The 25,122-nt window shown below is 66.2% G+C and carries 20 protein-coding genes; 15 read left to right on the top strand and 5 right to left on the bottom strand.

Annotated features, from left to right (window positions below):
- Nucleotides 1–83: 83 nt before the first annotated feature.
- Nucleotides 84–1,865, bottom strand: a complete 1,782-nt coding sequence (gene phaC, locus AO398_RS20315; RefSeq protein ID WP_058194001.1) for a class I poly(R)-hydroxyalkanoic acid synthase — start codon at nucleotides 1,863–1,865, stop codon at nucleotides 84–86.
- Between the two features lie 215 nt (nucleotides 1,866–2,080).
- Here phaC and AO398_RS20310 point away from each other — a divergent pair, with 215 nt between their 5' ends.
- From AO398_RS20310 to AO398_RS20295, 4 genes are all read left to right on the top strand, one after another.
- Complete coding sequence (locus AO398_RS20310) at nucleotides 2,081–2,461, top strand: hypothetical protein (protein ID WP_058194000.1); 381 nt, start codon at nucleotides 2,081–2,083, stop codon at nucleotides 2,459–2,461.
- Between the two features lie 124 nt (nucleotides 2,462–2,585).
- The gene (locus tag AO398_RS20305; protein ID WP_058194111.1) at nucleotides 2,586–3,803 is read left to right on the top strand and encodes an LL-diaminopimelate aminotransferase; all 1,218 of its coding nucleotides are present in this window, start codon (nucleotides 2,586–2,588) and stop codon (nucleotides 3,801–3,803) included.
- A gap of 133 nt (nucleotides 3,804–3,936) precedes the next feature.
- Entirely contained in the window at nucleotides 3,937–4,149 is a 213-nt protein-coding gene (locus AO398_RS20300; protein WP_058193999.1) for a hypothetical protein, read from the top strand.
- A 115-nt stretch (nucleotides 4,150–4,264) separates the two neighbouring features.
- Nucleotides 4,265–4,618, top strand: coding sequence for a hypothetical protein (locus tag AO398_RS20295; protein ID WP_058193998.1), 354 nt, complete (start codon nucleotides 4,265–4,267; stop codon nucleotides 4,616–4,618).
- 97 nt (nucleotides 4,619–4,715) lie between these two features.
- Here the strand turns inward: AO398_RS20295 and AO398_RS20290 are convergent, their stop codons facing one another.
- Nucleotides 4,716–5,054, bottom strand: a complete 339-nt coding sequence (locus AO398_RS20290; RefSeq protein ID WP_058193997.1) for a DUF3140 domain-containing protein — start codon at nucleotides 5,052–5,054, stop codon at nucleotides 4,716–4,718.
- A gap of 189 nt (nucleotides 5,055–5,243) precedes the next feature.
- On the opposite strand from AO398_RS20290, the gene prfB reads away from it, so the two are divergent.
- Nucleotides 5,244–6,372, top strand: a protein-coding gene (prfB, locus tag AO398_RS20285; protein WP_152997580.1) for a peptide chain release factor 2 whose coding sequence is annotated in 2 segments (ribosomal slippage) — nucleotides 5,244–5,312 and nucleotides 5,314–6,372 — 1,128 coding nt in all. Because the reading frame shifts where the segments join, the coding sequence is not laid out codon by codon here.
- Nucleotides 6,373–6,720: 348 nt separating this feature from the next.
- On the opposite strand, the gene AO398_RS20280 is transcribed toward prfB, so the two are convergent.
- The gene (locus AO398_RS20280; protein WP_058193995.1) at nucleotides 6,721–8,322 is read right to left on the bottom strand and encodes a gamma-glutamyltransferase family protein; all 1,602 of its coding nucleotides are present in this window, start codon (nucleotides 8,320–8,322) and stop codon (nucleotides 6,721–6,723) included.
- A gap of 380 nt (nucleotides 8,323–8,702) precedes the next feature.
- Here AO398_RS20280 and AO398_RS20275 point away from each other — a divergent pair, with 380 nt between their 5' ends.
- Complete coding sequence (locus AO398_RS20275; RefSeq protein WP_058193994.1) at nucleotides 8,703–9,842, top strand: glycosyltransferase family 4 protein; 1,140 nt, start codon at nucleotides 8,703–8,705, stop codon at nucleotides 9,840–9,842.
- On the top strand, nucleotides 9,794–10,873 hold the full coding sequence (gene gmd / locus AO398_RS20270; RefSeq protein ID WP_244498831.1) for a GDP-mannose 4,6-dehydratase: 1,080 nt from the start codon (nucleotides 9,794–9,796) through the stop codon (nucleotides 10,871–10,873). The genes AO398_RS20275 and gmd overlap by 49 nt, the downstream gene beginning before the upstream one ends.
- Nucleotides 10,874–10,890: 17 nt before the next feature.
- Here the strand turns inward: gmd and AO398_RS20265 are convergent, their stop codons facing one another.
- Together AO398_RS20265 and AO398_RS20260 are read right to left on the bottom strand one after the other, a co-directional pair.
- Nucleotides 10,891–11,331 carry a YetF domain-containing protein gene (locus AO398_RS20265; RefSeq protein ID WP_058193992.1) on the bottom strand — a complete coding sequence of 147 codons (441 nt, stop codon included), beginning with the start codon at nucleotides 11,329–11,331 and terminating at the stop codon, nucleotides 10,891–10,893.
- 2 nt (nucleotides 11,332–11,333) lie between these two features.
- Entirely contained in the window at nucleotides 11,334–11,855 is a 522-nt protein-coding gene (locus AO398_RS20260) for a hypothetical protein (protein ID WP_058193991.1), read from the bottom strand.
- Between the two features lie 236 nt (nucleotides 11,856–12,091).
- Between AO398_RS20260 and AO398_RS20255 the strand changes: the two genes are divergently transcribed.
- From AO398_RS20255 to AO398_RS20220, 8 genes are all read left to right on the top strand, one after another.
- Complete coding sequence (locus AO398_RS20255) at nucleotides 12,092–12,664, top strand: PilZ domain-containing protein (protein WP_058193990.1); 573 nt, start codon at nucleotides 12,092–12,094, stop codon at nucleotides 12,662–12,664.
- A gap of 79 nt (nucleotides 12,665–12,743) precedes the next feature.
- Nucleotides 12,744–13,340 carry a HupE/UreJ family protein gene (locus AO398_RS20250; RefSeq protein WP_058193989.1) on the top strand — a complete coding sequence of 199 codons (597 nt, stop codon included), beginning with the start codon at nucleotides 12,744–12,746 and terminating at the stop codon, nucleotides 13,338–13,340.
- A 119-nt stretch (nucleotides 13,341–13,459) separates the two neighbouring features.
- Nucleotides 13,460–14,146 (top strand): hypothetical protein, encoded by a 687-nt coding sequence (locus AO398_RS20245; protein WP_058193988.1) that lies wholly within the window; start codon nucleotides 13,460–13,462, stop codon nucleotides 14,144–14,146.
- Nucleotides 14,147–14,583: 437 nt separating this feature from the next.
- Nucleotides 14,584–16,239 (top strand): porin, encoded by a 1,656-nt coding sequence (locus tag AO398_RS20240; protein WP_058193987.1) that lies wholly within the window; start codon nucleotides 14,584–14,586, stop codon nucleotides 16,237–16,239.
- Between the two features lie 1,144 nt (nucleotides 16,240–17,383).
- Nucleotides 17,384–18,985: a porin gene (locus AO398_RS20235; protein WP_058193986.1), complete on the top strand. Its 1,602-nt coding sequence runs from the start codon at nucleotides 17,384–17,386 to the stop codon at nucleotides 18,983–18,985.
- Nucleotides 18,986–19,711: 726 nt separating this feature from the next.
- Nucleotides 19,712–21,313: a porin gene (locus AO398_RS20230; protein ID WP_058194110.1), complete on the top strand. Its 1,602-nt coding sequence runs from the start codon at nucleotides 19,712–19,714 to the stop codon at nucleotides 21,311–21,313.
- A 493-nt stretch (nucleotides 21,314–21,806) separates the two neighbouring features.
- Complete coding sequence (locus tag AO398_RS20225) at nucleotides 21,807–23,399, top strand: porin (RefSeq protein WP_058193985.1); 1,593 nt, start codon at nucleotides 21,807–21,809, stop codon at nucleotides 23,397–23,399.
- Between the two features lie 320 nt (nucleotides 23,400–23,719).
- Entirely contained in the window at nucleotides 23,720–25,102 is a 1,383-nt protein-coding gene (locus AO398_RS20220) for a 2-hydroxycarboxylate transporter family protein (RefSeq protein WP_058193984.1), read from the top strand.
- Nucleotides 25,103–25,122: the final 20 nt, after the last annotated feature.

Genomic DNA, 25,122 nt, shown 5'->3' with positions numbered 1-25,122 from the left:
CTTCGATCAAACGCGTAGGCCGCCGTGTAACGGGCTCGAAACCCGCTTCGTCAGCCGCAAGCCGCGAGCCCGACGCGATCCAATCAGGCGCGCATCCGCACATACGTCCCCGGAGCCGGGCCGAGCGATGGCAGCGCGTCGCCGCCGGGCTTTCGGGCCGGGACTCGCTCGGGGGCCTGCGCCTCGATCCACTGGAACCAGTAGGGCCACCACGAGCCCTTGGTCTCGGCCGCGGCGGCGATCCAGTCCTTCAACTCGCCTTTGACCGGGCCGCCGGTCCAGTAGCCGTATTTCGGCTTGTAGGGCGGGTTGACCACCCCGGCGATGTGGCCGGAGCCGGCCAGCACGTAATCGACCTTGCCGCCGAAGGTCTTCGAGCCCTCGAACACCGAGATCGCCGGCGCGATGTGGTCCTCCCGGGTGGCGAGATTGAAGATCGGTACCTGAACCTTCTTCAGGTCGAGCCGGACGTTGCCGAGCACCATCCGGCCCTGGGCCAGGCTGTTCTCGAGATAGCAATTGCGCAGGTAGAACGAATGGTTCGCCGCCGGCATCCGGGTGGCGTCGGAATTCCAGTACAGAAGGTCGAATGCCGAGGGCGGCTTGCCCTTGATGTAGTTGTTGACGACGTAGGACCAGATCATGTCGTCCGGCCGCAGCATGTTGAACGCGTTGGCCATGCGGGTGCCCTCCAGGTAGCCGCGCTCGGCCATGCGCGCCTCGACCTGGCGGATCTGCTCCTCGTCGGCGAAGACCTTTAGGTCGCCGGCATGGGTGAAATCGACCTGGGTGGTCAGCAGGGTCGCGCTCTTGATCCGCCGGTTGCCCGTGGCCGCCTGCATGGCCAGCGTGACGGAGAGCAGGGTGCCGCCCACGCAATAGCCCGCCGCATGGACCTCGGTCTCGCCCGTGGCGACCCCGATCGCATCGATCGCGGCCTCGATGCCCTCGCGCATGTAGGATTCGAAGTCCTTGTCGGCGTGGCGCGCATCCGGGTTCACCCAGGAGATGCAGAACACCGTGAGGCCCTGATCGACCATCCACTTCAGGAAGCTCTTCTGGGGATTGAGATCCAGGATGTAGAACTTGTTGATCCAGGGGGGCACCATCAGGAACGGGCGCCGCAACACCGTCTCGGTGGACGGCGCGTACTGGATCAGCTCGATCAGGTCGTTGCGGAACACCACCTCGCCGGGGGTCACGGCGATGTTGCGCCCGACCTCGAACCCGCTCGTATCGGTCTGTCGGACCCGCAGTTGGCCGCCGCCGGCCTCCAGATCCTCCTCGTACATCTTGAGGCCGCGCACGAGGTTGGCGCCGCTCTCCTTCAGAGTGTGGCGGATCAATTCCGGGTTGGTCGGCAGGAAGTTCGACGGCGACAGCATGCTGGTCAGCTGGCGCAGATAGAATTGCGCCTTGTGACGGGTGTGCTCGTCGATGCCCTGGGCCTCGTCGACCAGGCCCTCGGCCCAGCGGGTCGCGATCAGGTAGCCCTGCTTGAGGAAGTCGAAATAGGGATTGGTCGACCATTCGGCGTCGCTGAAGCGCCCATCCCGGGGCTCCGGGACCGCCACGGGGTCAGCCGGCTGGCCCTGGAGGCGCAGATAGGTCGTGCCCCAGAGCGTCAGGAACGCCTGGGACAGCTTGGCCTGAGCCTCGGCGCTCCGATTCGGATCCGACATCCACGCCTCGGCGACCTGGCCCAGCGTCTTGACCGCTTCGTTGATCTCTCCGGTGGGACCATTGACCTGGGCCTCGGGTGTGAGCAGGCGGGCGGCGCTGCGCCCCAGCGCTTCCACGAACTGCCCCGCGTTGCGCGACAGGGCCTCGATATCCGGCAACGGCGGTGTGATGCCGTCCGGCATCGCGTCACTGGGCAGGGAAGTCCGAGCGGCAGCCTGGTTCGGCGCCTGCGTCCGCGGGCTCGTCACGCATGCCTCCCTGTGTGATGTTTCGGCTCGACTGGCAGTGAGCCTCGTTTCCGACAAATTAGGGAGCGAGCGAGTGGTTGCACCAGCCCGGACGCGGCTGTCGTCGAAACATCCGCGCGTTCTTCTCATACCTTTGTACCTTTGTACTCATGCGCCGCGTTTTCCCCACCCTCGCTGGGCCCACCGGTCGGCCCGCTCTGGCGATCCTGACCCTGCTGGCGGCGCCGCTCGGCGCCTGCTCCGGGGACGCCGTGCGGACGCTTGCCACCGATGCAGGCTACGGCCCCCGGGTCGTGGCCGCGCCGGATTTCGTGACCGAGTCGCGCAGCAAGGAGCCGGCGGCCTTCATGCCGGTGGGCGTCGACGCGCCCAAGCGTGCCGTCCGGGCCAAGTCGGCCGAGGGCCAGAAGGCGCTGGAGGCCGAGCTCGAAGGCGCCCGCGGCCGCAACGAGTCCCGCGGCCGCGCTGCCGAGAGTGCCGGCCGGGGGGCGGCGGCCACGATCAAGCCGGCCCCTGCGGCGGCGCAATAGCGCGCCCGATCCGGACCGGTTTTTTGAGGGTCGGCGGCGGCGCGCAACTCTGATAGAGCGATTCGTTCGCGCGCCCGCCATGAACGAGAGACGCCAGATTCGGGACGCGCCGATGGACACGCCGATGACCGATTTCCACCGCATCAAGCGCCTGCCGCCCTACGTGTTCGAGCAGGTCAACCGGATCAAGGCCACGGCCCGAGCTCAGGGCGCCGATATCATCGACCTCGGCATGGGCAACCCGGACCTCGACGCCCCCAAGCACGTCATCGCCAAGCTGTGCGAGACGGCCGGGCGCCCGCGGACCGACCGCTACTCCGCCTCCAAGGGCATCGCCGGGCTGCGCAAGGCCCAGGCCGGCTACTACCAGCGCCGCTTCGGCGTGAGCCTCAACCCCGACACCCAGGTGGTGGCGACGCTGGGCTCGAAGGAAGGCTTCGCCAACATGGCCCAGGCGATCACCGCCCCGGGCGACGTGGTGCTGGTGCCGAACCCGAGCTACCCGATCCACGCCTTCGGCTTCCTGATGGCCGGCGGCGTGATCCGCTCGGTCCCGGCCGAGCCGACCCCGGCGATGTTCCCGGCCCTCGAGCGGGCCATGCGCCACTCGATCCCGAAGCCGGTCGCCCTGGTGGTCTGCTACCCGTCGAATCCGACCGCGTATGTGGCCGATCTCGACTTCTACCGGGACCTCGTCGCCTTCGCGAAGCAGCACGAGCTGATCCTGCTCTCGGACCTCGCCTACGCGGAGGTCTATTTCGACGGCAAGCCGCCGCCCTCGGTCCTCCAGGTCCCGGGCGCGATCGACTGCACGGTGGAGTTCACCTCCCTGTCGAAGACCTACTCCATGGCCGGCTGGCGCATGGGCTTCGCGGTGGGCAACGAGCGGCTGCTGGCGGCGCTCTCCCGGGTGAAGTCGTATCTCGATTACGGCGCCTTCACGCCGATCCAGGTCGCCGCCACCGCGGCCCTGAACGGCCCGGACGATTGCATCGACGAGATGCGGGCGACCTACCGCAAGCGGCGCGACGCGCTGGTGGAATCCTTCGGCAAGGCCGGCTGGACCATCCCGGCTCCGGCGGCCTCGATGTTCGCCTGGGTGCCGATCCCCGAGCGCTACCGGGAGATGGGCAGCCTCGAATTCTCGAAGCTGCTTCTCGAGAAGTCCGACGTGGCCGTGGCGCCCGGCATCGGCTTCGGTGAGTTCGGCGACGAATACGTCCGCATCGCCCTGGTCGAGAACGAGCAGCGGATCCGGCAGGCCGCGCGCAACATCCGCCGGTTCTTCGACGGCGGCGACAAGACCCTGCACAACGTCGTGCCGCTGGCCGAGGCCGTCTGAGGCCGGGCCGATCCGATTGTTGCCGGCGGGCGACAGGCGCCGTCAAAGGCGTCGCCGTCCCCCGCCGGCGCTTGTCACAGCGGGCCGCCATGCGCAGGGTCGAACCCGGGGTCCTCCCGCGTCCGAGAGTTGCATGCGCCGCCTGAACCTCATCGTCGCCCTGCTGCTGGCCGCTACGGCCTCGGCCTGCGCGCCGAACCCGATCATCGCGCGTGACCCGGTGCCGGCCCCGGGCCCGACGGATGTCTATGCCTGCGACTCGAAGCCGTTGCCGCTCAATGCCTTCATCTCGGATTGCCGGCCGGTGCCGGTGAGCCCGCAGGTGGTCCTCCGCGCCCGCGGCTGAACCGGCATTCCGGGTTCCGGTAACCGGTCGGCCCGCAAATGCCGGACAGGCCGCCCGGGATAAGCTAGAGTTTAGGCCTGATGCCGGCCCCGCCGGCCCCGTGACGGAGCATTGCGTGAGCACCAGGACCCTGATCGCCGCCGGATTGCTCGGCCTCATCGCCCAGGGCGCCGCCGCCGAGCCGGCCTTCCCGCCGGGGATCCCCCAGCCGCGCGCCTACGTGTTCACCGCCCCCAACGGACCGACGGTCCTTCAGGCCGAGGGCTGCTGCCAGGTGATCGTGCCGCCCGGCCGCCCCGATCTCGCCGTCCCACCAGTCCCCGTAGCCCAGGTGATGAACGGCGGCGGCTTCGGCTATAGCGGCTTCGATTATTACAACGATCAGATCACCGAAGGGCGCTTCGGAGCGCAGCGGCGCCCGAAGGAATTCGTGATCGCCCCCTCCTACATCGTGCCCCCGCGGTACTGAGCGCCACTCACAAAACGCCCTCTGCGCTGTCTTGTGCAGAGGGGGGACGCCCGGTGATCGAGCGTGTCGTGAGGGGCGCTTAGCCGAGCCCGGGGCCTCAATCCTTGTGTGGATCGTGGCCCCAGTTCATCAGCGACAACCGCCAGGGTGAGTCGGGGTCCTTCCGGGCGTCGCCGCCCTGCTTGAGATGGCGGTGGACGTAGCCCACGACCTTGCGCATGGCGGCGTAGTCGTCGTCGGTCAGGTCCGCCTTCTTCGTGTCCTTGATCGCAAGAATGCGCCGGCCCATCGCGTGGCCGGTCGACTCCGCGCCGTCCTTCTTCTGGCCGACCTCCTGGCTCGCCGCACCGTCGAGGTGCTTGCGCAGGGCGGCCGGCGTCATGTTGACGGCCTCGTTGAAGTCGCTCCACGTCGCCGCGTGATCGTCGTCTGCCATACCTGACCGTCTCCGCATTCCGCCGTGATCCGTGCCGGACAACGCGCCGACCGTAGGACGGCTCGCGCGCCGCCCTGCGGTCGGGCGCCGCATACGCTGGAGGCGGACGCGTCCGACCGCCGTTTACAGGGCGTCGCTCGGACGGTATCACCCCGGCCCGACCCATCACCCGAAGTCCCGAAAAACCAAATGCGCGCCGAGATCGAGCAAGCCTCGGATGCCGCCAAGCAGTCTATAGGACTGCTGAGGAGGCATCTTTGACTGGGATACTGTCGATAAACGCCTCGCGGAGCTGAACGCAGCCTCCGAGAACCCCGACCTGTGGAACGACGCCGACGCCGCGCAGAAGGTCATGCGCGAGCGCCAGCAGCTCGACGAGGCCGTCACCTCCATCCGCAAGCTGGAACGCGACCTCGAGGACGGCGCGACGCTGATCGAGCTCGGCGAGATGGAGGGCGACGAGTCCTCGATCCGCGAGGGCGAGGCCGCGATCCTGGCCGTCGAAAAGGAAGCGGCAAGCCGCCAGGTCGAGACCCTGCTGTCCGGCGAGGCCGACGGCTTCGACACCTACCTCGAAGTCCATGCCGGTGCCGGCGGCACCGAGAGCCAGGACTGGGCGAACATGCTCCAGCGCATGTATGCCCGCTGGGCCGAGCGCCGGAAGTACAAGGTCGACATCGTCGAGTGGTCGGACGGCGAAGAGGCCGGGATCAAGGGCGCGACGCTCCTGATCAAGGGCCACAACGCCTATGGCTGGCTCAAGACCGAGTCCGGCGTGCACCGGCTGGTGCGGATCTCGCCCTACGATTCCAGCGCCCGGCGGCACACCAGCTTCGCCAGCGTCTGGGTCTATCCGGTGATCGACGACCGGATTGAGATCGAGATCAAGGAATCCGATTGCCGGATCGACACCTACCGCTCGTCCGGCGCCGGCGGCCAGCACGTCAACACCACCGATTCGGCGGTGCGCATCACCCACAACCCGACCGGGATCGTGGTGGCGTGCCAGCAGGAGCGCTCCCAGCACAAGAACCGCGCCACGGCGTGGAACATGCTGCGCGCCCGGCTCTACGAGGCTGAGCTGAAGAAGCGCGAGGAGAAGGCTAGCGCCGAGGCCGCGGCCAAGACCGATATCGGCTGGGGCCACCAGATCCGGTCTTACGTGCTCCAGCCGTATCAGCTGGTGAAGGACCTGCGCACCGGTTCCCAATCCACCGACCCGGATGCGGTGCTCGACGGCGCTCTCGATCCGTTCATGGAAGCCTCGCTGGCTCAGCGGGTCTATGGCGGTGCCGAAGAGGTCGAGGACCTCGACTGAGTTTTTCTCAGTCGAGGCGGCTGCCGCATCCGCGCGCGCTTCCCTCCCCCCTCTGCGGGGGAGGGTGGCCCCCGAAAGGGGGTCGGGAGAGGGGAGCGACGGTGCAGGGTTAAGCTTTGCCCGTCATGCCGGTCGGCGCCCTGTCCTGAAACCGGGTTCCCCTCTCCCGACCCTCGCTGACGCGAGGCCCACCCTCCCCCGCAGAGGGGGGAGGGGAGACGCGCTTGGGGTTGGCCTTGGCCCACATCCGGCAGCGATGTGTGAGTTTCGTAGTCCGTGCGGGAGAGGGGACCTGCGCTGCCTCCGGACAACTTTGGTCCGGTAGCTTTCAAGTCTGGCTCCTGCCCCTCAATACCCCAAAGCCGCCCCATCCTTGCGCGGGTCCGATCCCGCGGCCAGCGTTCCGGCCGTCCGGTCGATCCAGATGATCTGTCCGCCGCCGAGGGGCAGGGGGGCCCGGATCGCCGAGTGGCCGCGTTCGATCAGGCCCGCCATCGCGGCGTCGGAGATACCGCCCTCCAGCTCCAGGCTGTCGCCATAGGCGAAGCTGCGGGGGGCATCGAGGGCCGCCTGCACATCGAGGCCCCGGTCGAGGATACCCGACAGCAGCTCGACATGGCCCATGGCCTGGTAATGGCCGCCCATCACGCCGAACGGCGCGACCGCCTGGCCGTCCTTCATCAGCATGCCCGGGATGATCGTGTGCATCGGCCGCTTGCCCGGCCCGATGCTGTTCGGGTGTCCGGCCTCCGTGCGGAAGGACAGGCCGCGATTGTGCAGCAGCACGCCGCTCTCCGGCGCCAGGATCCCCGAGCCGAAACCCTGGAACACCGAGTTGATCAGCGACAGCGCATTGCCGTCCCGGTCGACGACGCAGAGGTAGACCGTATCCTTGTGGGCCCGCTCCTGCGCGATTTCCCGGGCGATCTCGGGATAGATCTCCGGCGGTCGCGCCCGACCCATATCGATCGCCCCATGGGCGGCAGCCTTCCAGGCATCCGACAGCAGGTGCTCCACCGGTACCCGGGCGAGGGCGGCGTCCCCGAACAGCACGTCCCGGTGGTGATAGGCCTGCTTGCAGGTCTCGGCGAACAGGTGGAGCCGGTCGAGATCCGACAGGGCGCCCACGTCATAATGCGAGAGCACGTTCAGCATCATCAGGGCGGCGAGGCCCTGGCCGGCGGGCGGGCACTCGTAGACGTCGTAGCCGCGGTAGCGGGTCGAGACCGGTGTGACCATGTCCGGACGCGCGGCGGCGAAATCGTCCATGGTGTGCAGGCCGCCGAGCTCGTTGAGGCGCCGGACCATGTCGGCGGCCACCGGCCCCTCATAGAAGCCCCGCGGGCCCTCCTCGGCGATGCGCCGGAGGGTCGCCGCAAGCCTCGGCAAGCGGAAGACGTTGCCGATCGCCGGGGCCGCGCCCCCGGGCAGGTAGGTCGCGGCGGCGTGGGGATCGCCCGCGACCCGGGGAATGCAGCGCTGCCAGTCCCAGCCGACGCGCTGCTGGATCACGAAGCCGTCCTCGGCATAGCCGATCGCCGGCTGGAGCAGCTCGCTTAAGGGACGGGTGCCGTGCTGGCGCACCAGCAGGTCCCAGGCTCCCACCGCCCCCGGAACCGTGACCGCGTGCGGCGAGGTCGGTGTGATGGCGGCGCCATGCGCGGCGTACCATTCAGGGGTCGCGGCCGCCGGCGCCCGGCCGGAGCCGTCCAGCGCGTTCGGCGCCGAGGCGCCCACCGGCGCGTAGAGCGAAAAGCAATCGCCGCCGATGCCGGTCATCAACGGGTCGACCACACATTGGACCGCCACCGCGGCGATGCCGGCATCGACGGCATTGCCGCCCATGCGCAGGACCTCGATGGCCGTCAGGGTCGCGAGCGGGTGCGAGGTCGCGACGGCGGCGTTGGCGGCGTAGACCGGGGAGCGGCCGGGTGCGGAGAAGTCTCTCACGGGAAATCCTGCTTCCTTCGATGGCCCGCGAACAGGCCGACACGACCTATACCGGGGGATCTTACCTCAGGATGGGCCGATGCCGCGGTGAAAGTCTCGTGCCAGGCCGGAAAACCAAGATCGCGGCTCTGGTTGCGCCCATGAGTTCGGCGGACGGGTGCGCGCAGCGCAGCTGACGCGGCGATCGTGCCCCTGCGGGCGGCGTCGGTTCTGGCTCCCGCCGGCCCGTGGCGGTCGGATCGGAGCGGGTTTCAACCCTGTCCGCGAGACGATCGAAGCGGTATCAATTTTGCTTGAGAGACAAAGGGTCTTTTAGAGAGATGTTCTGGAGATAGTGTGATAGATCAATTTATGAAAAGTCGTGACTCGCCGGAGTTCTAATGAAAGTCGCGTTGGTGCATGAATGGCTCACGACCTACGCCGGATCGGACAAAGTTCTGGCAGAAATGGCGGCAATCTTCCCCGAGGCAGACATTTTCTGTCTGATCAATTTCCTGTCCGATAAAGATAGAGGGCATTTCAACGGTCGATCGATCACGCCGTCCTTTCTCCAAAAGGTGCCGCTCTCAAGAAAATATTACACCTACATGTTGCCGATGATGCCGCTGGCAATCGAGCAGCATGATCTGTCGAAATACGATCTGATCATCTCGAATTGCCATGCCGTGGCGAAGGGGGTCATCACCACGCAGCGCCAGCTGCACGTCTGTTATTGCTATACGCCGATGCGCTACGCCTGGGATCTGCAGCAGCAATACCTCGACGGTTCAGGGTTCGGTCCGGTCCGGCGCGCCTTGGCCCGCTACTTCCTCCATAAAATAAGAATCTGGGACCAGCGAACATCGAATGGTGTCGATCACTTTGTAGCCTGCTCGAAATACATCTCTGGGCGTATTCGTAAAACGTACCGTCGGGAATCGGACGTCATTTATCCCAATGTCGATACTGATCATTACACCCCAGGAAACGGACCGCGGGAAGATTTCTATGTGACCGCGTCGCGAATGGTCCCGTACAAGCAGATGCATCTCATCGTCGAAGCCTTCACGAAAATGCCAGACAAGCGGCTCGTCGTGATCGGGGACGGGCCCAAATATCGATACGCAAAATCTATCGCGACACCGAATATCGACATTCTCGGATTCCAGCCCAACGCAGTGCTGCTCGACCATCTGCGCCGGTGCAAAGCTTTCATCTTCGCATCCGAGGAGGATTTTGGAATCGCACCTCTGGAGGCGCAGGCCTGCGGTGCGCCGGTCATCGCGTTCGGCCGCGGCGGCGCCCGGGAAACGGTCGTCGACGGCGTCACCGGGCTGCATTTCCACGAGCAGACGACGGCGGCGATCATCGACGCCGTGTCCCGGTTCGAGGCGGTTTCGGACATGTTCGACCGCCAAGCGATCCGCGCGCACGCGGAGACCTTCTCGACGGCCGTGTTCCGCGAACGGTTCGCCCGATACGTCGGTGACCGGTGGGCGGAGCATCAACGTCACCTGAGCCGCGAGGATGCGTCAGCATGAAGACGGCACTCATCACCGGCGTCACTGGGCAAGACGGCGCCTATCTTGCGAACAATCTGCTGCGGCGCGGGTACAAGGTCTACGCGACCTACAGGCGGTCCAGCTCGGAGAACTTCTGGCGCATCCGCGAACTGGGGATCCTCGACGATCCTGGTCTGATCCTCGTCCAGCACGACATGACCGATTTCGGATCGACGCTGCGGCTGTTGGACCGATCGGCACCGGACGAGATCTATAATCTCGCTGCACAGACGCATGTTCAGGTGTCGTTCGACCAGCCGTTCACGACGGCCCAGATCACCGGGCTCGGCCCGCTGACGTTCCTTGAGGCGATCCGTGCCCGGAAGGGGGCGACGCGTTATTATCAAGCGTCCTCCGCCGAGATGTTCGGCCTGGTTCAGGCCGTTCCCCAGAATGAGACGACACCGTTCTATCCCCGCAGTCCCTACGGGGTCTCGAAGCTGTTCGCGCACTGGATGACGGTCAACTATCGGGAGTCTTACGGCCTGTTCGCCGCGTCCGGGATCCTGTTCAATCACGAATCGCCCCTGCGGGGGACCGAGTTTGTGACCCGCAAGATCACGCACGCGGCTGCTCGCATCGTCCGCGGCGCACAGGACGTGCTGCGATTGGGGAACCTGAACGCTTTGCGCGATTGGGGGTACGCAAAGGACTATGTCGAGGGCATGCGGCTGATCCTGCAGGCGGAACGGCCGGATACCTTCGTGCTGGCCACGAACCGGTCGACCTCGGTGCGCGATTTCGTGACGCTGTCGTTTGCCGCCGCCGGGATCGCGCTCGAGTGGGCATCCGCCGGGGTGGACGAGTTCGCCGTGGACCGGCGGACCGGCCGTCGGGTGGTCGAAGTCGATCCCGCGTTCTTCCGCCCCGCGGAAGTCGATGCCCTGATCGGCGATTACGGCAAGGCGGAAGCTCTGCTCGGCTGGCGGCCCGCCACCGCCTTGGAGGAACTGTGCCGGCTCATGGTTGAAGCCGATATCCGGCGCCTTGACGACGCCGGTCGTGGCTGAGGCCGTGGTGCGACGGCCTACGCCTTCTCGATGATCGAGACTTTCCCATCCCGTTCGACGATCCCGACCGCGACCTTGTCGAGGTCATCCAGGCCCTGCTGGCGGGCGGCGGTGCGGATATCGGCCTGCTGCATGCGCAGTTGGCGCATGCGTGCCTCGTCCCAGACGCCGTCGCGATAGACCACGATCGGCGTCCCGTCGACGATCCGCTCGAACCAGACGAAGCGCAGCTTCAGCCACGACACGGCCACGTGCATCAGCCCGACCGTGAGCAGCGCGCTCATCGCCCCGGTGAAGGAATGGTCATCGCCCAGGACGGCGCTCACGCTCAGGCCGCCGAACAGGAACAGCACGACCATGTCGATCGGCGCCTGCTGGCTCGCGGTGCGCCGTCCGATCAGCCGGATCACGAACAGCACGATCAGGTAGGCTGCCGCGGCCTTGACGACGGTGTTCATGCTCAAGGCACCGCGTATTGCGACCAGGACAGGGTCTCGCCGGCATCGAGCCGGGCGGTGAGGTCGACGCCGCCCCGGAAACTCGGCGATCCGGTGAAGCGGATCAGCGCGCGGGTCTCGCCCTGTAGCACCGGGAAGACGAGCCGGATGTTCGCGCCGGCGACCTGCCAGGTCTCGGGCCGGGGTGTGATGCTCTCCAGACCGAACAGGTCGACGAGGTTCTTGGCGATGGTCACCGCAACCTTGTCGCCCCCCGGGGGCACGCGGGTATCGAGCCGCAGGATCGTCGGGGCGCCGAACCGGACCACGGGCTCGTACCGGATGGTGATCGAATCATCCGCGTTGGTGCGCGTGCGCTCGCTGAACGGCCCATGCCCGAGGAGGCCCAGCGCACAGAGCGCCACGAAAGCCAGCATCCCGAAGCGGCCGGCGATCTCGGCCCGGCGCCAGCCATCCTCGAAGGCCGGGTAGAATCCCGCGGCGATCTCCTCGCGCATCGGCGGGTCTTTGTGGATCACCTCCAAGCTTCGGCTCCTCCCGCGCAGGGCGCCCGAAGGCGAGACCGTTACGCATACCGGAGGCCGGAGTTCCGCCGGGTTGCGGGACGCTGCGGTGTCGGAGGGACGGTTTCCGGTGCATGGCCGGTCTCTCGGTCGAATGGCGTCCTAGAAAAGGATCATTTGTAGGAAAGTTCGGAAGACCTTGGCAGGGTTCCCCATCGCAGAAGCCGGCGGATGGATCGAACCCCGATGATACGGCGATGACGGGCGCGGTGGGCCCACGACACGTCGTCGTGCTGCCGGCTTTCTGCTGGAACCCCCGCCGGCAGGACTTCTACGCCGTCACGGCCGACGTCACCGCGGAGGGCATCCGGCTCCGATCCGCGGCCCGGCTGGCGGTGGGCGAGGATCTGACCTGCAGCATCCGCTACATCGGGCAGTTGGACGTACGGATCACGCAGGTCATCGGGCAGGAGTTCGTCGTCTCGGTCCGCGGCGGTCGTGCGACGCTCAACGGGCTGGCCCGGCAATTCGTGACGCTGGCACGCGCGCAGAACGTCCGTCCGGAGCCGCTCCGCGGCCACCGCCGCATCGTGCCGGCGCAGAAGACCGTCGCGATCACCCTGGAATCCGGATTGTCCTTCCCGGGGCATGTCCTCAACGTCTCGGCCTCCGGCATCGGGCTGCTGGTCGACCGGGCTCTGGAACTCGGCGAGATCATTACGATCGGCAGCCGGGCGGCCCGGGTCGCCCGCCATTTCGAGCACGGCATCGGCGCCGCCTTCCTTGAGCCTCTGGAGCCGGACGCGGTCCACGCGACGATGACGCTCTGAACTCTGGCGATCGCGGTGGCGCCCCTCGCAGAGCCGAGGGATCGGCGCTACATCGGAGACAGACCTTGAAGGATCACCGATGAAGCGCCTGCTCGCCGCTCCCCTGACTGCCCTTCCCGCCGCGCTCGCGCTGCTGCCGCAGGCGGCTTGGGCCCATCCCGGCCATGGCGCCGCCCTCGGTGCGGAGGCGGGCTTCCTGCATCCGCTGATGGGGGCGGACCACGTGCTGGCCATGGTCGCGGTCGGCCTGCTGGCTGCCCTGCGTGGTGGTCGGGCGCTCTGGGCGCTGCCCCTGTCGTTCCTGGCTCTGATGAGTGTCGGCGCCGGCCTCGGCATGGTGGGCGTGGCGCTGCCCTATGCCGAAACCGGGATCGCGCTCTCCATCGTGGTGTTCGGTCTCGCCGCGATCGTCGGCCTGCGGGCGCCGGTGGCGCTGCTCGCCAGTCTGGTGGGGGTGTTTGCCGTGTTCCACGGGTACGCCCATGGCGCCGAGATGCCGGAGACGGCCTCCGGCTTGTCCTTCGGGGCCGGCTTTCTGGCGGCGACCGCGCTCCTGCACATGGCCGGAATCGGCCTCGGCGTCGCCGCCGCGCGGCTCGGCGCGACCCGGGCCGCGCCGGCGCTCGGCGCTTGCGTTGTTGCGGCGGGCCTCGCCCTTCTGGCGATTCCCGCCTGAGCGGCGGTTACATCCATTCGCAGGGGTCTTGATGTCACGGGGCTGCCGGGGCTGACACGGCTGCGCTCAGCCCCAGGTCATGCGCGCCGCCCGCGTTCCGGCGGCGAAAGGATTCCCGCATGGCACGACTTCCGACACTCGCCCTGGCGAGCCTGCTGACCCTCGGCACCGCCGCAGTGGCGGCCTCACCACCCGAGCGCCTCCGCGGCACGATCGAGGCCGTCGAGGGCGGCGGCTTCACCCTCAAGACCCTGGACGGCAAGAGCGAGCGCGTGACCCTGGCGCCGGACGCCAAGGTGTCCTGGGTCGTCCCGGCTCAGCTCGATCAGATCAAGGACGGCGTGTTCATCGGTACCGCCACCAAGGGCGAGCCCCCGGTGGCCCTGGAAGTCGTGCTGTTCCCCGAATCGATGCGCGGCACAGGTGAGGGCCATTACGACTGGGACGTGATCCCCGATCACACCGGCGGCTCGGCGGTGAAGAGCGCCATGACCAACGGCACCGTGAAGGCCGCCGCACCCGCGACCGCCCCGGACGCCCCCCGGGTGAAGAGCGCGATGACCAACGGCACCGTCAAGGCGAGCGGGACTGGCGCCGAGCGCACCCTCACGGTCGATTACGGCAAGGGGCAGTCGATCCAAGTGCTGGTGCCGCCGCAGGCCCCGGTGGTCACCTTCGAGCCCGCGGATGCGGGGGCCATCTCCGCTGGCGCCAAGGCGTTCGTGGTCGTGGCGCGCGGGGACGACGGCAAGGTCACGGCCCGCCGCGTCGCTGTCGGCAAGAACGGCCTGACGCCGCCCATGTAAGCGAGCGTCGGGAGCGTCGTCTCGAGATGTCGTATTCGACGCCGGGGCGACACGGTGTTCCTGATCCCCGTTGACCCCGCACGTTCGAACCGCCCCGACCCGTCCCGCCGGTCGGGGCGGCACCGACCGTGCCCGGTTCTGCAGCACCCGTGCCACTCTCGAAAGCATATCATTACATCTCGCAAGCTGTTGCCGGCTAAAGCGTTCTGATATTGTTGCCGGGCGGCAACATCACACAGGAACCAATTTATCCGAGCCGAATTCTGATTGCCCGCCGAAACCCGTTCGCACATGGTGATCGTGCACGGGGGCATCGCCAAGCGAGAGCCCGCAGGAGCCTGCCACCTAAGACGCAGGCCAAACCTACAAGACGTGCGGCAAGATCCGGAGAACCGGGCATGTCCGCATCATTGGGTCTCGAAGCTTTGGAGATGTCTATGAAGCTCTTGAAGAGCTCTCTGCTCGGTTCCGCCACCGCGTTCGTCGCGATCGGAGCCGCCCACGCCGCCGACCTGCCGGTCAAGAAGGCGGTCCCGATCGAGTACGTCCGGGTCTGCGGCGCCTACGGCGCCGGCTTCTTCTACATCCCCGGCACCGATACCTGCCTGCGTCTCTCCGGTCGCGCCCGGTTCGAGGGCGGCTACATGACCAGCTACTCGCGCCAGAACGGCACGAACGTCGGTGACACGTCGGGCTTCCAGGGCCGCCTGCGCATCAACCTCGACGCCCGCACCCAGACCGCCTACGGCACCCTGCGCGCCTTCGTGCGCCTCGATGCCGGCGCCCGCACCGGCTATTCCGGCGTCGGCACCTCCGGCACCCAGCAGCGTATCGGCCAGGCCTATCCCGGCCTCGGCATCGACAGCTTCGGTCGTGACCAGCAATTCTCGAACGTCGACAAGGCGTTCATCCAGTTCGCCGGGCTGACCGCCGGTCGCGCCTCGTCGTTCTTCGACTTCTACGCCCACGATTTCGAGTTCGCCGGCGCCACCGCGGGTTCGGATATCGCCTCCACCAACCTGCTCGCCTACACGGCGACCATGGGCAACGGCCTGTCAGCGACCCTGTCGATCGAAGACCCGGTCTTCCGCCGCAGCCCGATCTACTCGCCGTCGAATAACCCCACGGGTATCACGAACAACGCCGCCATCGCCGTCTTCGCTCAGTCGAACTCGCCGGCGCCGGTCTTCATCGGATACACGGGCGCCACGCCGACCCGTTACAGCTTCGTCGACGTGATCCAGCGCGAACGTCTCCCCGACTTCGTCGGTGCCCTGCGCCTCGACCAGGCCTGGGGTTCGGCTCAGGTCTCGGCCGCTGTGCACGAGTTGAATGTGGGCAACGTCGCCAACGGCGCCGGCACCGGAACTGGCTCCAATATCAGCATTCCTCACGCCAATAACTCCTACGGTTATGCGGTGCAGGGCGGCATCAAGATCAACACGCCGTTCATCGCCCCGGGCGATGCTCTCTACCTGCAGGGCGCTTACGGCAGCGGCGCGCAGCTCTACACCGGCTACTCCTCGTTCAGCGGCTCCTACTCGCAGAACGCCGCGACGATCCAGGGTCAGAAGTTCAACCAGTTCTTCAATGACGCGACCGTCAATCCGTTCACGGGTCAGATCGAGCGGTCGCAGAGCTTCAGCGTTGTCGGCTCGTACCTGCACTACTGGACGCCGGAATGGCGGTCGGCCGTCTTCGCCAGCTACGGCGAGATGGACTTCTCGCAGCGGGCTCGTGCATCTCAGGGTGCCGTCTTCAATCTGGCTAATCCCGGCGGAACGAACGCCTTCGGCGCCAACGCTGTCGGCACTCCCGGCACGACCTTCTACAACCTCAGCGAAGCGCTTCGCGATACCTACCAGATCGTCGCCGGTGCGAGCTTGATCTGGTCGCCGGTCAAGGACCTTGATATCGGTGTCGAAGGTTTCTACACCCAGATCGGCGTCAAGAACGGTCGCGTGATCGACAAGGACAAGAGCCCGACCGCCTACGCGAACGTGGCAGGCATCAATGCCGGCACCTTCGTGCCGCGCACCGCGACCCAGGACTCGGTGTCCTCGTTCCGCATGCGCGTCCAGCGCGACTTCTAAGCGGCAAAGGCGGCGTCGGGGATACGATCCCGGCGCCGCCCCTCGTGCATCATGGATCTCAAGGCCCAGCCCTCCGGCTGGGCCTTTTTCGTTGCGCACCCGCGTTGAAGGGTGGGTGCGCGGGATCGGTCACCGGGTCCCACGCCATGCCCGCTGCCTGCGCCCCAAATCGTTGGCAGACCGGACGTCGGTCCAAGCTCTGCTCGGGTTTGACCGACGTGCCATCTCCGGCGAGGTGCCGTCTCGCGGAACGGTCGCGCGGCCTCGCGCGCATCCCGACACGGGTCGGACCGCTCCGCCTCGGCGGATAGGTTGCCGCGGCCCGCCTCTCCGCCTTCCTTGCAGCCCATCGCCCCGGCCGGCTTCCGAAGCCATGCCGCGATCCATCCGGCCATGGCGTCGGCGAGGCGCATCGGGCCCTGAGTCCGGCAGTTACAGCGGCGTGACGCTGGCGGCTCTACCGCGGCGCGTTCGCAAGCTGGCTCCATCGGTCGTCTTATCCGGGCATCGGCTGGCACGCGGCGGGATCGGCATCCGCCACATCGCGCGGATCCGCGTCCGCGACCATCGCTCGAGCATGCTGATGCGGCCGCCCGACCGCGCGCGGCGCCAGACGCGATTCTCCCATCCCTCCGAATCAACTTCCGCTCAGGCGCACCGGCGGCCGGCCTTGGTGATCGCTGCATCCGAGCGATGTGGTCTTGAACATTGCCGGCTTCACGGACGCCCAGGAGGGTTTTGCGTTGCCAATCCGCGCAACGGTACGCCGCCAGAAGGTGATCAAGCGAGCCGTTGAAGCAAAAGACGTATTTGTTTTCACGGAATGATTTTAGTTGGCGAATAGTCGCGGAAAATATCCATCTAGGCCAATGTTTTTTGAACAAATAATCGCGCAGCGGTATTTTAAAAGCTTTTAAACGTTGCGGGTTTGCAACAACATAAAGCAATCACTGTCCGTCTTCGGAATCGATCTTGCTAGTTTCTGAGCTGATCCGCGATATGGGCCGGCATAGAGGCATCTCTCACGCGAGATATCTCTAAAATCTGCAGCAAAGATTGCAGATGAAAACAAAAATAGACGCTGAGATGACCGGTTGATCCGGGATTGTTGTTGTTGTCGGGTCTCGAAGTTTTGGAGATATCTATGAAGCTCTTGAAGAGCGCGCTGCTCGGCTCAGCCGCTGCCTTTGCGGCTGCCGGCGCAGCCCACGCCGCCGATCTGCCGGTCAAGAAGGCCGCGCCGATCGAATACGTCCGGGTCTGCTCCGCCTTCGGGGCCGGCTTCTTCTACATCCCGGGCACCGATACCTGCCTGCGCATCTCGGGCCGCGCCCGGTTCGAGGGCGGCTACATGGCGAGTAACTCGCGCCAGGCCGGTAGCAACGGCGGTGACACGTCGGGCTACCAGGGCCGCCTGCGCATCAACATGGATGCCCGCACCCAGACGGCCTACGGCACCCTGCGCGCGTTCGTGCGCCTCGATGCAGGCGCCCGCACCGGCTATTCCGGCATTGGCACCTCCGGCACTCAAGTGCGGATCGGCCAAGCCTTCGCCGGCACCGGTGTCGACAGCAACGGACGTGATATCCAGCAGGTGAACGTCGACAAGGCGTTCATCCAGTTCGCTGGCCTAACAGCCGGTCGCGCCTCGTCGTTCTTCGACTTCTACGCCCACGATTTCGAGATCACCGGCAATACGCTGGGCTCGGACAACGCCTCCACCAATCTGTTCGCCTACACCGCGACCTTCGGCAATGGTCTATCCGCGACCCTGTCGGTGGAAGACCCGGTCTTCCGCCGCACGCCGATCTTCGCGCCGTATTCGGTGAATAATTCCCCGGTCGCTCCCGTCGTTGTCGCCTACAACCGAGGCGCTCCGATCCTCGTCAACACCATCGACACCGTCCAGCGTGAGCGTCTGCCCGACTTCGTCGGTGCCCTGCGCCTCGACCAGGCCTGGGGCTCGGCCCAGATCTCGGCAGCCACGCATGAGCTGAACGTCGGCAATATCCAGACGGCCGTGCCGGCTGGCGCAAACGTCAACCTGGCACACACCAACAGCGTCCAGGGCTGGGCGGTTCAGGGTGGCCTGAAGGTGAACACGCCGTTCGTCGCGCCGGGCGATGCTCTGTACCTGCAGGGCGCTTATGGCGAGGGCGCGCAGCTCTACACCGGCTACTCGGCGTTCAGCGGCTCCTATGCGCAGAACCCGTCTACGATCCAGGGCCAGAAGTTCAGCCAGTTCTTCTCGGACGCGACGATCAACCCGATCACGGGCCAGCTGCAGACCTCGCAGAGCTTCACCACGGTGGCATCGTACCTGCACTACTGGTCGCCGGAATGGCGCTCGGCCTTCTTCGGCTCCTACGGTGAGCAGAGCTTCGGCCGTGGCGCCCGTCTTGCTCAGGGCGCCGTCTACGGCGTTGCAGGATCGAGCCTCATCTCCGGGCCCAACGCCGTCGGCGTGCCGGGCACCCGGTTCTACCAGCTCAGCCAAGCCTTGCGCGACAACTACCAGTTTGTCGCCGGTGCGAGCCTGATCTGGTCCCCGGTGAAGGACCTCGATATCGGCGTCGAGGGTTTTTACACTCAGATCGGCCTGAAGAGCGGCCGGGTGATCGACGCCGACAAGAACCCGGGCGCGTACAACGCGATCGCCCAGATCAACAACGGCACCTTCGTGCCGCGCACCGCGACGCAGGACTCGATCTCGCAGGTCCGTTTCCGCGTCCAGCGCGACTTCTGATCCGCAACATCGGCGCCGGGGCTTCGGTCCCGGCGCCCGTCCTCGTGCCTTTCGACTTCCAAGGCCCGGCCCCGCGCCGGGTCTTTTTTCGGGTTCGTCGCGCCGCGGGGGGCCCGCAGGAGCTCGTGGTCTCGACGTCAGGCCGCGTTGGGTTTCACCGAGGCACGGCTCGACCTTGGGACAGCGCGTGTTCCACGCGATGTCCAAGCCCGCACGCGTCTGCGTCTTCAGCAAGGCTGGCCCGACGCGGCCCGCGGCTATCGTGATTCGCCAAGGCCGACATACGCGCACGCCGCGTGCAGGGATGTCGGCCCGTGCGCTTCACGCGCGGCTGAGCCGCCAGGGACAGACGAACGGCCGGATGCGCGGCGTGCAGCAGGCAGCGGCCGTGCCATCTGTATCAGTCATTGCCGATCGACTAGAGGAAGGTAGTTATAGAAATCTCGAAGTGGATTATATCGTCGTTTTGTGTTTTGATCTCAATAATTTGTCGCGATAGGATCGCAGTATCCACGTAAATTATCGTAGATTTGATGCAAAATATATGACGACCATTTTGATATATGGTATCAAGTATTGAGATCCTAGAATTTGTTCGACACTATTATGAACGAATGATGGCGATTGAAATTTGTCGGCATGGACAACTACTATATAAAATCTTTTACATGCCAAATAAAAACGCGAAACACCCGAAGTTTCAGCTCAACTGATGTGGGCATGGCGATGATCTTGTTGAAACGCGCCTTCATCGGGCCTGCTGCCGCCCTTATGGCCGTTGGGGTCACCCACGCTGCCGACCTTCCGAACGGGAAAGCCATCCCGATCGCGTATGTCCGCGTCTGCTCCGCCTACGGCGCCGGCTTTTTCGTCATTCCCGGCACCGACACCTGCCTGCGCGTCTCTGGCCGTGCCCGATTCGAGGGCGGCTACATCACGAGCAACACCCGCCAAGCCGGTACAAACGGCGGCGATACATCGGGCTTTCGGGGCTTATTGCGCTTCAATCTCGATGCCCGCACCCAGACCGCCTACGGCACCTTGCGCGCCTTCGTGCGCCTCGACGCAGGCAGCCGCACCGGTGCGGCCGGGGTCGGGCGCTCCGGTACCCTGGAGCGCATCGGCCTCGCCTATATCGGCACCGGCGTCGATCAGGTCGGGCGCCTGCAGCAGGTCATGAGTGTCGACAAGGCGTTCATCCAGTTCGCCGGTCTGACCGCCGGTCGCGCCTCCTCGTTCTTCGACTTCTACGCCCACGATTTCGAGATCACCGCCGCCACGGCTGGCTCGGATGTCGGCTCGACCAACTTGCTGGCCTACACGACGACCTTCGGCAACGGACTGTCAGCCACGCTTTCGGTCGAAGACCCGGTCTTCCGCCGCACGCCGATCTTCGCGCCCTCGGGCGGCTCTGCCCCGGTCAGCCCCGTCTTCGTCGCCTATGCCCGGGGCGCTCCGACCGGCTTCGCCAACCTGGACAGCATCCAGCGGGAGCGCCTGCCCGATGTCGTCGGCGTCCTGCGTCTCGACCGGGCCTGGGGCTCGGCTCAGCTCTCGGCCGCGACGCATGAGCTGAACGTCGGCACCATCGCGCTCGGTGCCGGTGCGAATGTCGGCGTCGCGCGCACCAACAGCGTTCAGGCCTGGGCGGTCCAGGGCGGCCTGAAGATCAACACGTCGTTCGTCGCGCCGGGCGACGCGCTTTATCTGCAGGGCGCCTATGCCGACGGCGCGCAATTCTACACGGGCTATTCGGCGTTCAGCGGTTCGGCCGGCCAGAGCCCGGCGACGATCCAGGGCCAGACGTTCGCCCAGTATTTCTCGGACGCGACGATCAATCCGTTCACCGGCCAGTTGCAGACCTCGCAGAGCTTCACCGCGGTGGCGTCGCACCTGCACTACTGGTCGCCAGAGTGGCGCTCGGCCGTCTTCGGCTCCTACGGTGAGCAGAGCTTCTCCCGGAGCGCGCGCTTGGCCCAGGGGACAGCCTTCAACGTCGTGAGCACAATCGGTGGCGGCAACCCCTTCGGTACCAGCGCCGTCGGTGCCCCGGGCACCCGGTTCTATCAGCTCAGCCAAGCCCTGCGCGACACTTACCAGTTCGTCGCCGGCGCGAGCCTGATCTGGTCCCCGGTGAAGGATCTCGATATCGGCGTGGAGGGCTACTACACCCAGATCGGCCTCAAGAGCGGCCGGGCGATCGACCTCGACAAGAGCCCGACCGCCTACGCCAACGTCGCCCAGATCAACGCCGGCACCGTCCTGCCGCGCACCGCGACGCAGGACTCGGTCTCGCAGGTCCGCTTCCGCATCCAGCGCGATTTCTGATTCGCTCGACCGACGCCGGACCTTCCGCGTTGCAAGCACCCTTCGCCCCTGATCCCGGGCTGTCGCGCTCCGTCCGGGCATGGTCCGATCGCCGGTCGAGCCTGACTGACCGCCGCCACAGGGCGGGCGTGCCTGTCTGCCCAATTGCTGGAAACAAGCAATCGCATGCCAGTTAGAAGGTATTGAAACGATATATAAATTACGGTCGATACTAGATTTATTTTTTGATCGAACTCTATTTGCAATTATGTCTGTAGAGACCAGCGTGTTTTTCGTTTCCGATCTGCAACATAACTATGGATGCGTGTGGAATCGTCTGAATGCGTGTTGATCCCTGAAAAACTGGATCGCAAGATGATCGTTGAAAGATGAGTCTTGGACGATCTGCTCCAGAAAAATCTTCCATCAAAAAATAAAAAAACGGAACAGCCTGCAGCGTGCAGGAAAAACAGGAAGCGTTGCCGTCATCGGCTTCAAATTTCTGGGGGTCTCGATGAAATTATTGAAGCGTTCCTTGCTCGGCTACGCCGCAGCCTTCGCGGCGATGGGCGCGGCCCACGCCGCCGACCTGCCGGTGAAGAAGGCCGCACCGATCGAATACGTCCGCATCTGCTCCGCCTACGGCGCCGGTTTCTTCTACATCCCGGGTACCGATACCTGCCTGCGCATCTCCGGCCGGGCCCGCTTCGAGGGGGCCTACCAGACCTCATCCAGCCGCCAGCCCGGCGCGGCCGGGGATACATCGGGCTTCCGGGGGCTGGCGCGCTTCAATCTGGATGCCCGCACCCAGACCGCCTACGGCACCCTGCGCGCCTTCACCCGCCTGGAGGCCGCGTCCCGCACGGGCGTCATCCATTCCGGCACGATGGTGCGCATCGGCCAAGCCTATCGTGCCACGGGCGTCGACGAGCTGGGCCGCGCGCAGCAATACGTGAACGTCGACAAGGCGTTCATCCAGTTCGCCGGGCTCACCGCGGGGCGTGCGTCGTCGTTCTACGACTTCTACGCCCACGATTTCGAGTTCTACGGAGCGACCTCGGGCTCGGACAATTCGTCGACCAACCTGTTCGCCTACACGGGCACCTTCGGCAGCGGCTTCTCGGCGACCCTCTCGGTGGAAGACCCGGTCTTCACCCGCTCGCCGGTCTTCGCGCCGACCTCCGCCGTCACCCCCGTCTTCGTCGGCTACACCGAGGGTCGGCCCTCCCGCTACGGCACCGTCGACACCGTCCAGCGCTCGCGCCTGCCCGACTTCGTCGGCGCCCTGCGGGTCGACCAGGCCTGGGGTTCGGCCCAGCTCTCGGCGGCCACGCACGAGATCAACGTCGGCAACCTGAGCACCAGCCCGGCCGCAGGCGCGGGCGGCGTGCTCACCGGGATCCGGCACGCCAACGCGGTCCAGGGCTGGGGCGTGCAGGGCGGCGTGAAGGTCAACCTGCCGTCCATTGCCCCGGGGGACACCCTCTATCTCCAGGGCGCCTATGCCGACGGCGCGCAGAGCTATGCCGGCTATTGCATGATCGCAGGCTGCTATGCGCAGTCCAACACGGGCTTCGACACGCAAAAGTTCGAGCAGTACTTCGCCGATGCCTCGATCAACCCGTTCACCGGCCAGCTCCAGACCTCGACCAGCTTCTCGGCGGTCGCGGCGTTCCTGCATTACTGGTCGCCGGAATGGCGCTCGGCGCTGTTCGGCTCCTATGGCGAGCAGGATTTCTCGGCTCGCGCCCGCCTGGCCCAGGGGGCCCTCTTCGGCCTGGTGAATCCGAACGGCGCCAACAGCTTCGGCACCAACGGCGTCGGCGTTCCGGGCACCCGGTTCTATCAGCTCAGCCAGGCGCTGCGGGATACCTACCAGTACGTGGTCGGCGGCAGCCTGATCTGGTCGCCGGTGGCCGATCTCGATATCGGCGTCGAGGCCTTCTACACCCAGATCGGCGTGAAGAGCGGCCGGGTGATCGACCTCGACAAGGGCCCGGGTGCCTACGGGGCGATCGCCCAGATCAACAACGGTAGCTTCGTACCGCGCACCGCCACGCAGGATTCGATGACCCACGTCCGTTTCCGCGTCCAGCGCGACTTCTGATACGCGGACCCGGCGCCCGGGCTTCGATTCCCGCGCCGGACACATGCGGTTTGCCGTCCAAGGCCCGGCCCTGCGCCGGGCCTTGTCGCGTGCGTGTGTGCGTGAGAACTGAACAGATCGGTTTAATCCCGGTCCTCAATACAGGTCGGGCCCTTTGTTCCGCGGATCGCGTTGCCGCTCTCCGCGGGCGCTGATACGCCGGATGTGACTTTATCTCCGCCGACCGCGCGGGATCCTCCAGGCCGCGACGTCGTGGCGACCGGGGCCGCGCGGCGAAGGCCGGAAGGGCCCGCGCGTGGTCGGAAGTCCGGAGGAAGCCGATGACCAGTTCCGCCTCGACCAGCCCCGTCCCAGCCCCGGCCGAGAGCGCCCTGGCTGAGCGCCGCGCGGGCCGGTTCTGGCCGGAGAGCTGGTGGCGCCTCGTCGACATCAAGATCGGCATCATCCCGCTGCCGCTCTACGTCATCTTGGCGATCCTGCTGGTGGTCATGGTCCAGGAGGGCGAGGTCAAGCCGGACGGGCCGACCATGATCGCCGTCCTGGTGATGGGCGGCTTCACCTGCGCCGAGATCGGCAAGCGGCTCCCGATCCTGCGCAACATCGGCGCGGGCGCGATCTTCGCGACCTTCATTCCGTCGGCCCTGGTCTATTACAAGCTGATCCCGCCGCAGATGGAGAAGGCGATCTTCGATTTCACGAAGTTCACCAACTTCCTCTACATCTACATCGCCACGATCATCGTCGGCTCGATCCTCGGCATGGATCGCGACGTCCTGGTCAAGGGCTTCCTCAAGATCTTCGCCCCCCTCGCGGCGGGCTCGGTGGCGGCCGCCATCGTCGGCACATTGATCGGCACGGCCCTCGGGCTCGGCCCCTACAAGACCTTCTTCTTCATCGTGGTGCCGATCATGGCCGGCGGCGTCGGCGAGGGCGCGATCCCGCTCTCGATCGGCTACGCCGCGATCCTGGGCCAGCAGCAGGGCGTCGTCTTCGCTCAGGTGCTGCCGCCGGTGATGCTGGGCTCGCTCACCGCGATCATCTTCTCCGGCACCCTCAACTACGTGGGCAAGCGCTATCCCCACCTCACCGGCGAGGGCCGCCTCCAGCCCGGTGCCGAGGGCATGGCATCGAGCGATGCCCAGGCCCGGTCCGAGGCGGCGAGGGGCCAGATCGACGCCGCCACGATCGGCGCGGCCGGGCTCACGGCGATCACCCTCTACCTGCTCGGGGTCATCGCCCACCACCTCGTCGGCCTGCCGGCGCCGGTGGCGATGCTGTTCCTGGCGGTGTTCGCCAAGCTCGGCAGCGCCGTGTCGCCCCATCTCCAGGCCGGCGGCTTCGTGGTCTATAAGTTCGTCCAGGTCTCGATGACCTACCCGCTGCTCTTCGCCATCGGGGTGGCGCTCACGCCCTGGAACGAGCTGATGGCGGCCTTCACCCTGGTCAACCTGATTACCATTGTGTCGACCGTGTCCACGCTGATGATCACCGGCTTCCTCGTCGGCCGGGCGCTCGGGATGTACCCGATCGAGACCGCCATCGTGAACGCCTGCCACAGCGGCCAGGGCGGCACCGGCGACGTGGCGATCCTCACGGCGGCCAACCGCATGGCGTTGATGCCCTTCGCCCAGATCGCAACCCGGATCGGCGGCGCGCTGACCGTGACCGGGACGATCATCGCGATGAAATGGATCGGAGTTTGAGCGTGAAATCGAGAGCGTTA

It is taken from the genome of Methylobacterium sp. GXS13 (assembly GCF_001455965.1).
Lineage (GTDB): Bacteria > Pseudomonadota > Alphaproteobacteria > Rhizobiales > Beijerinckiaceae > Methylobacterium.
The sequence above is the reverse complement of the archived record's forward strand: the minus strand, read 5'-3'. Positions and strand labels throughout refer to the sequence as shown.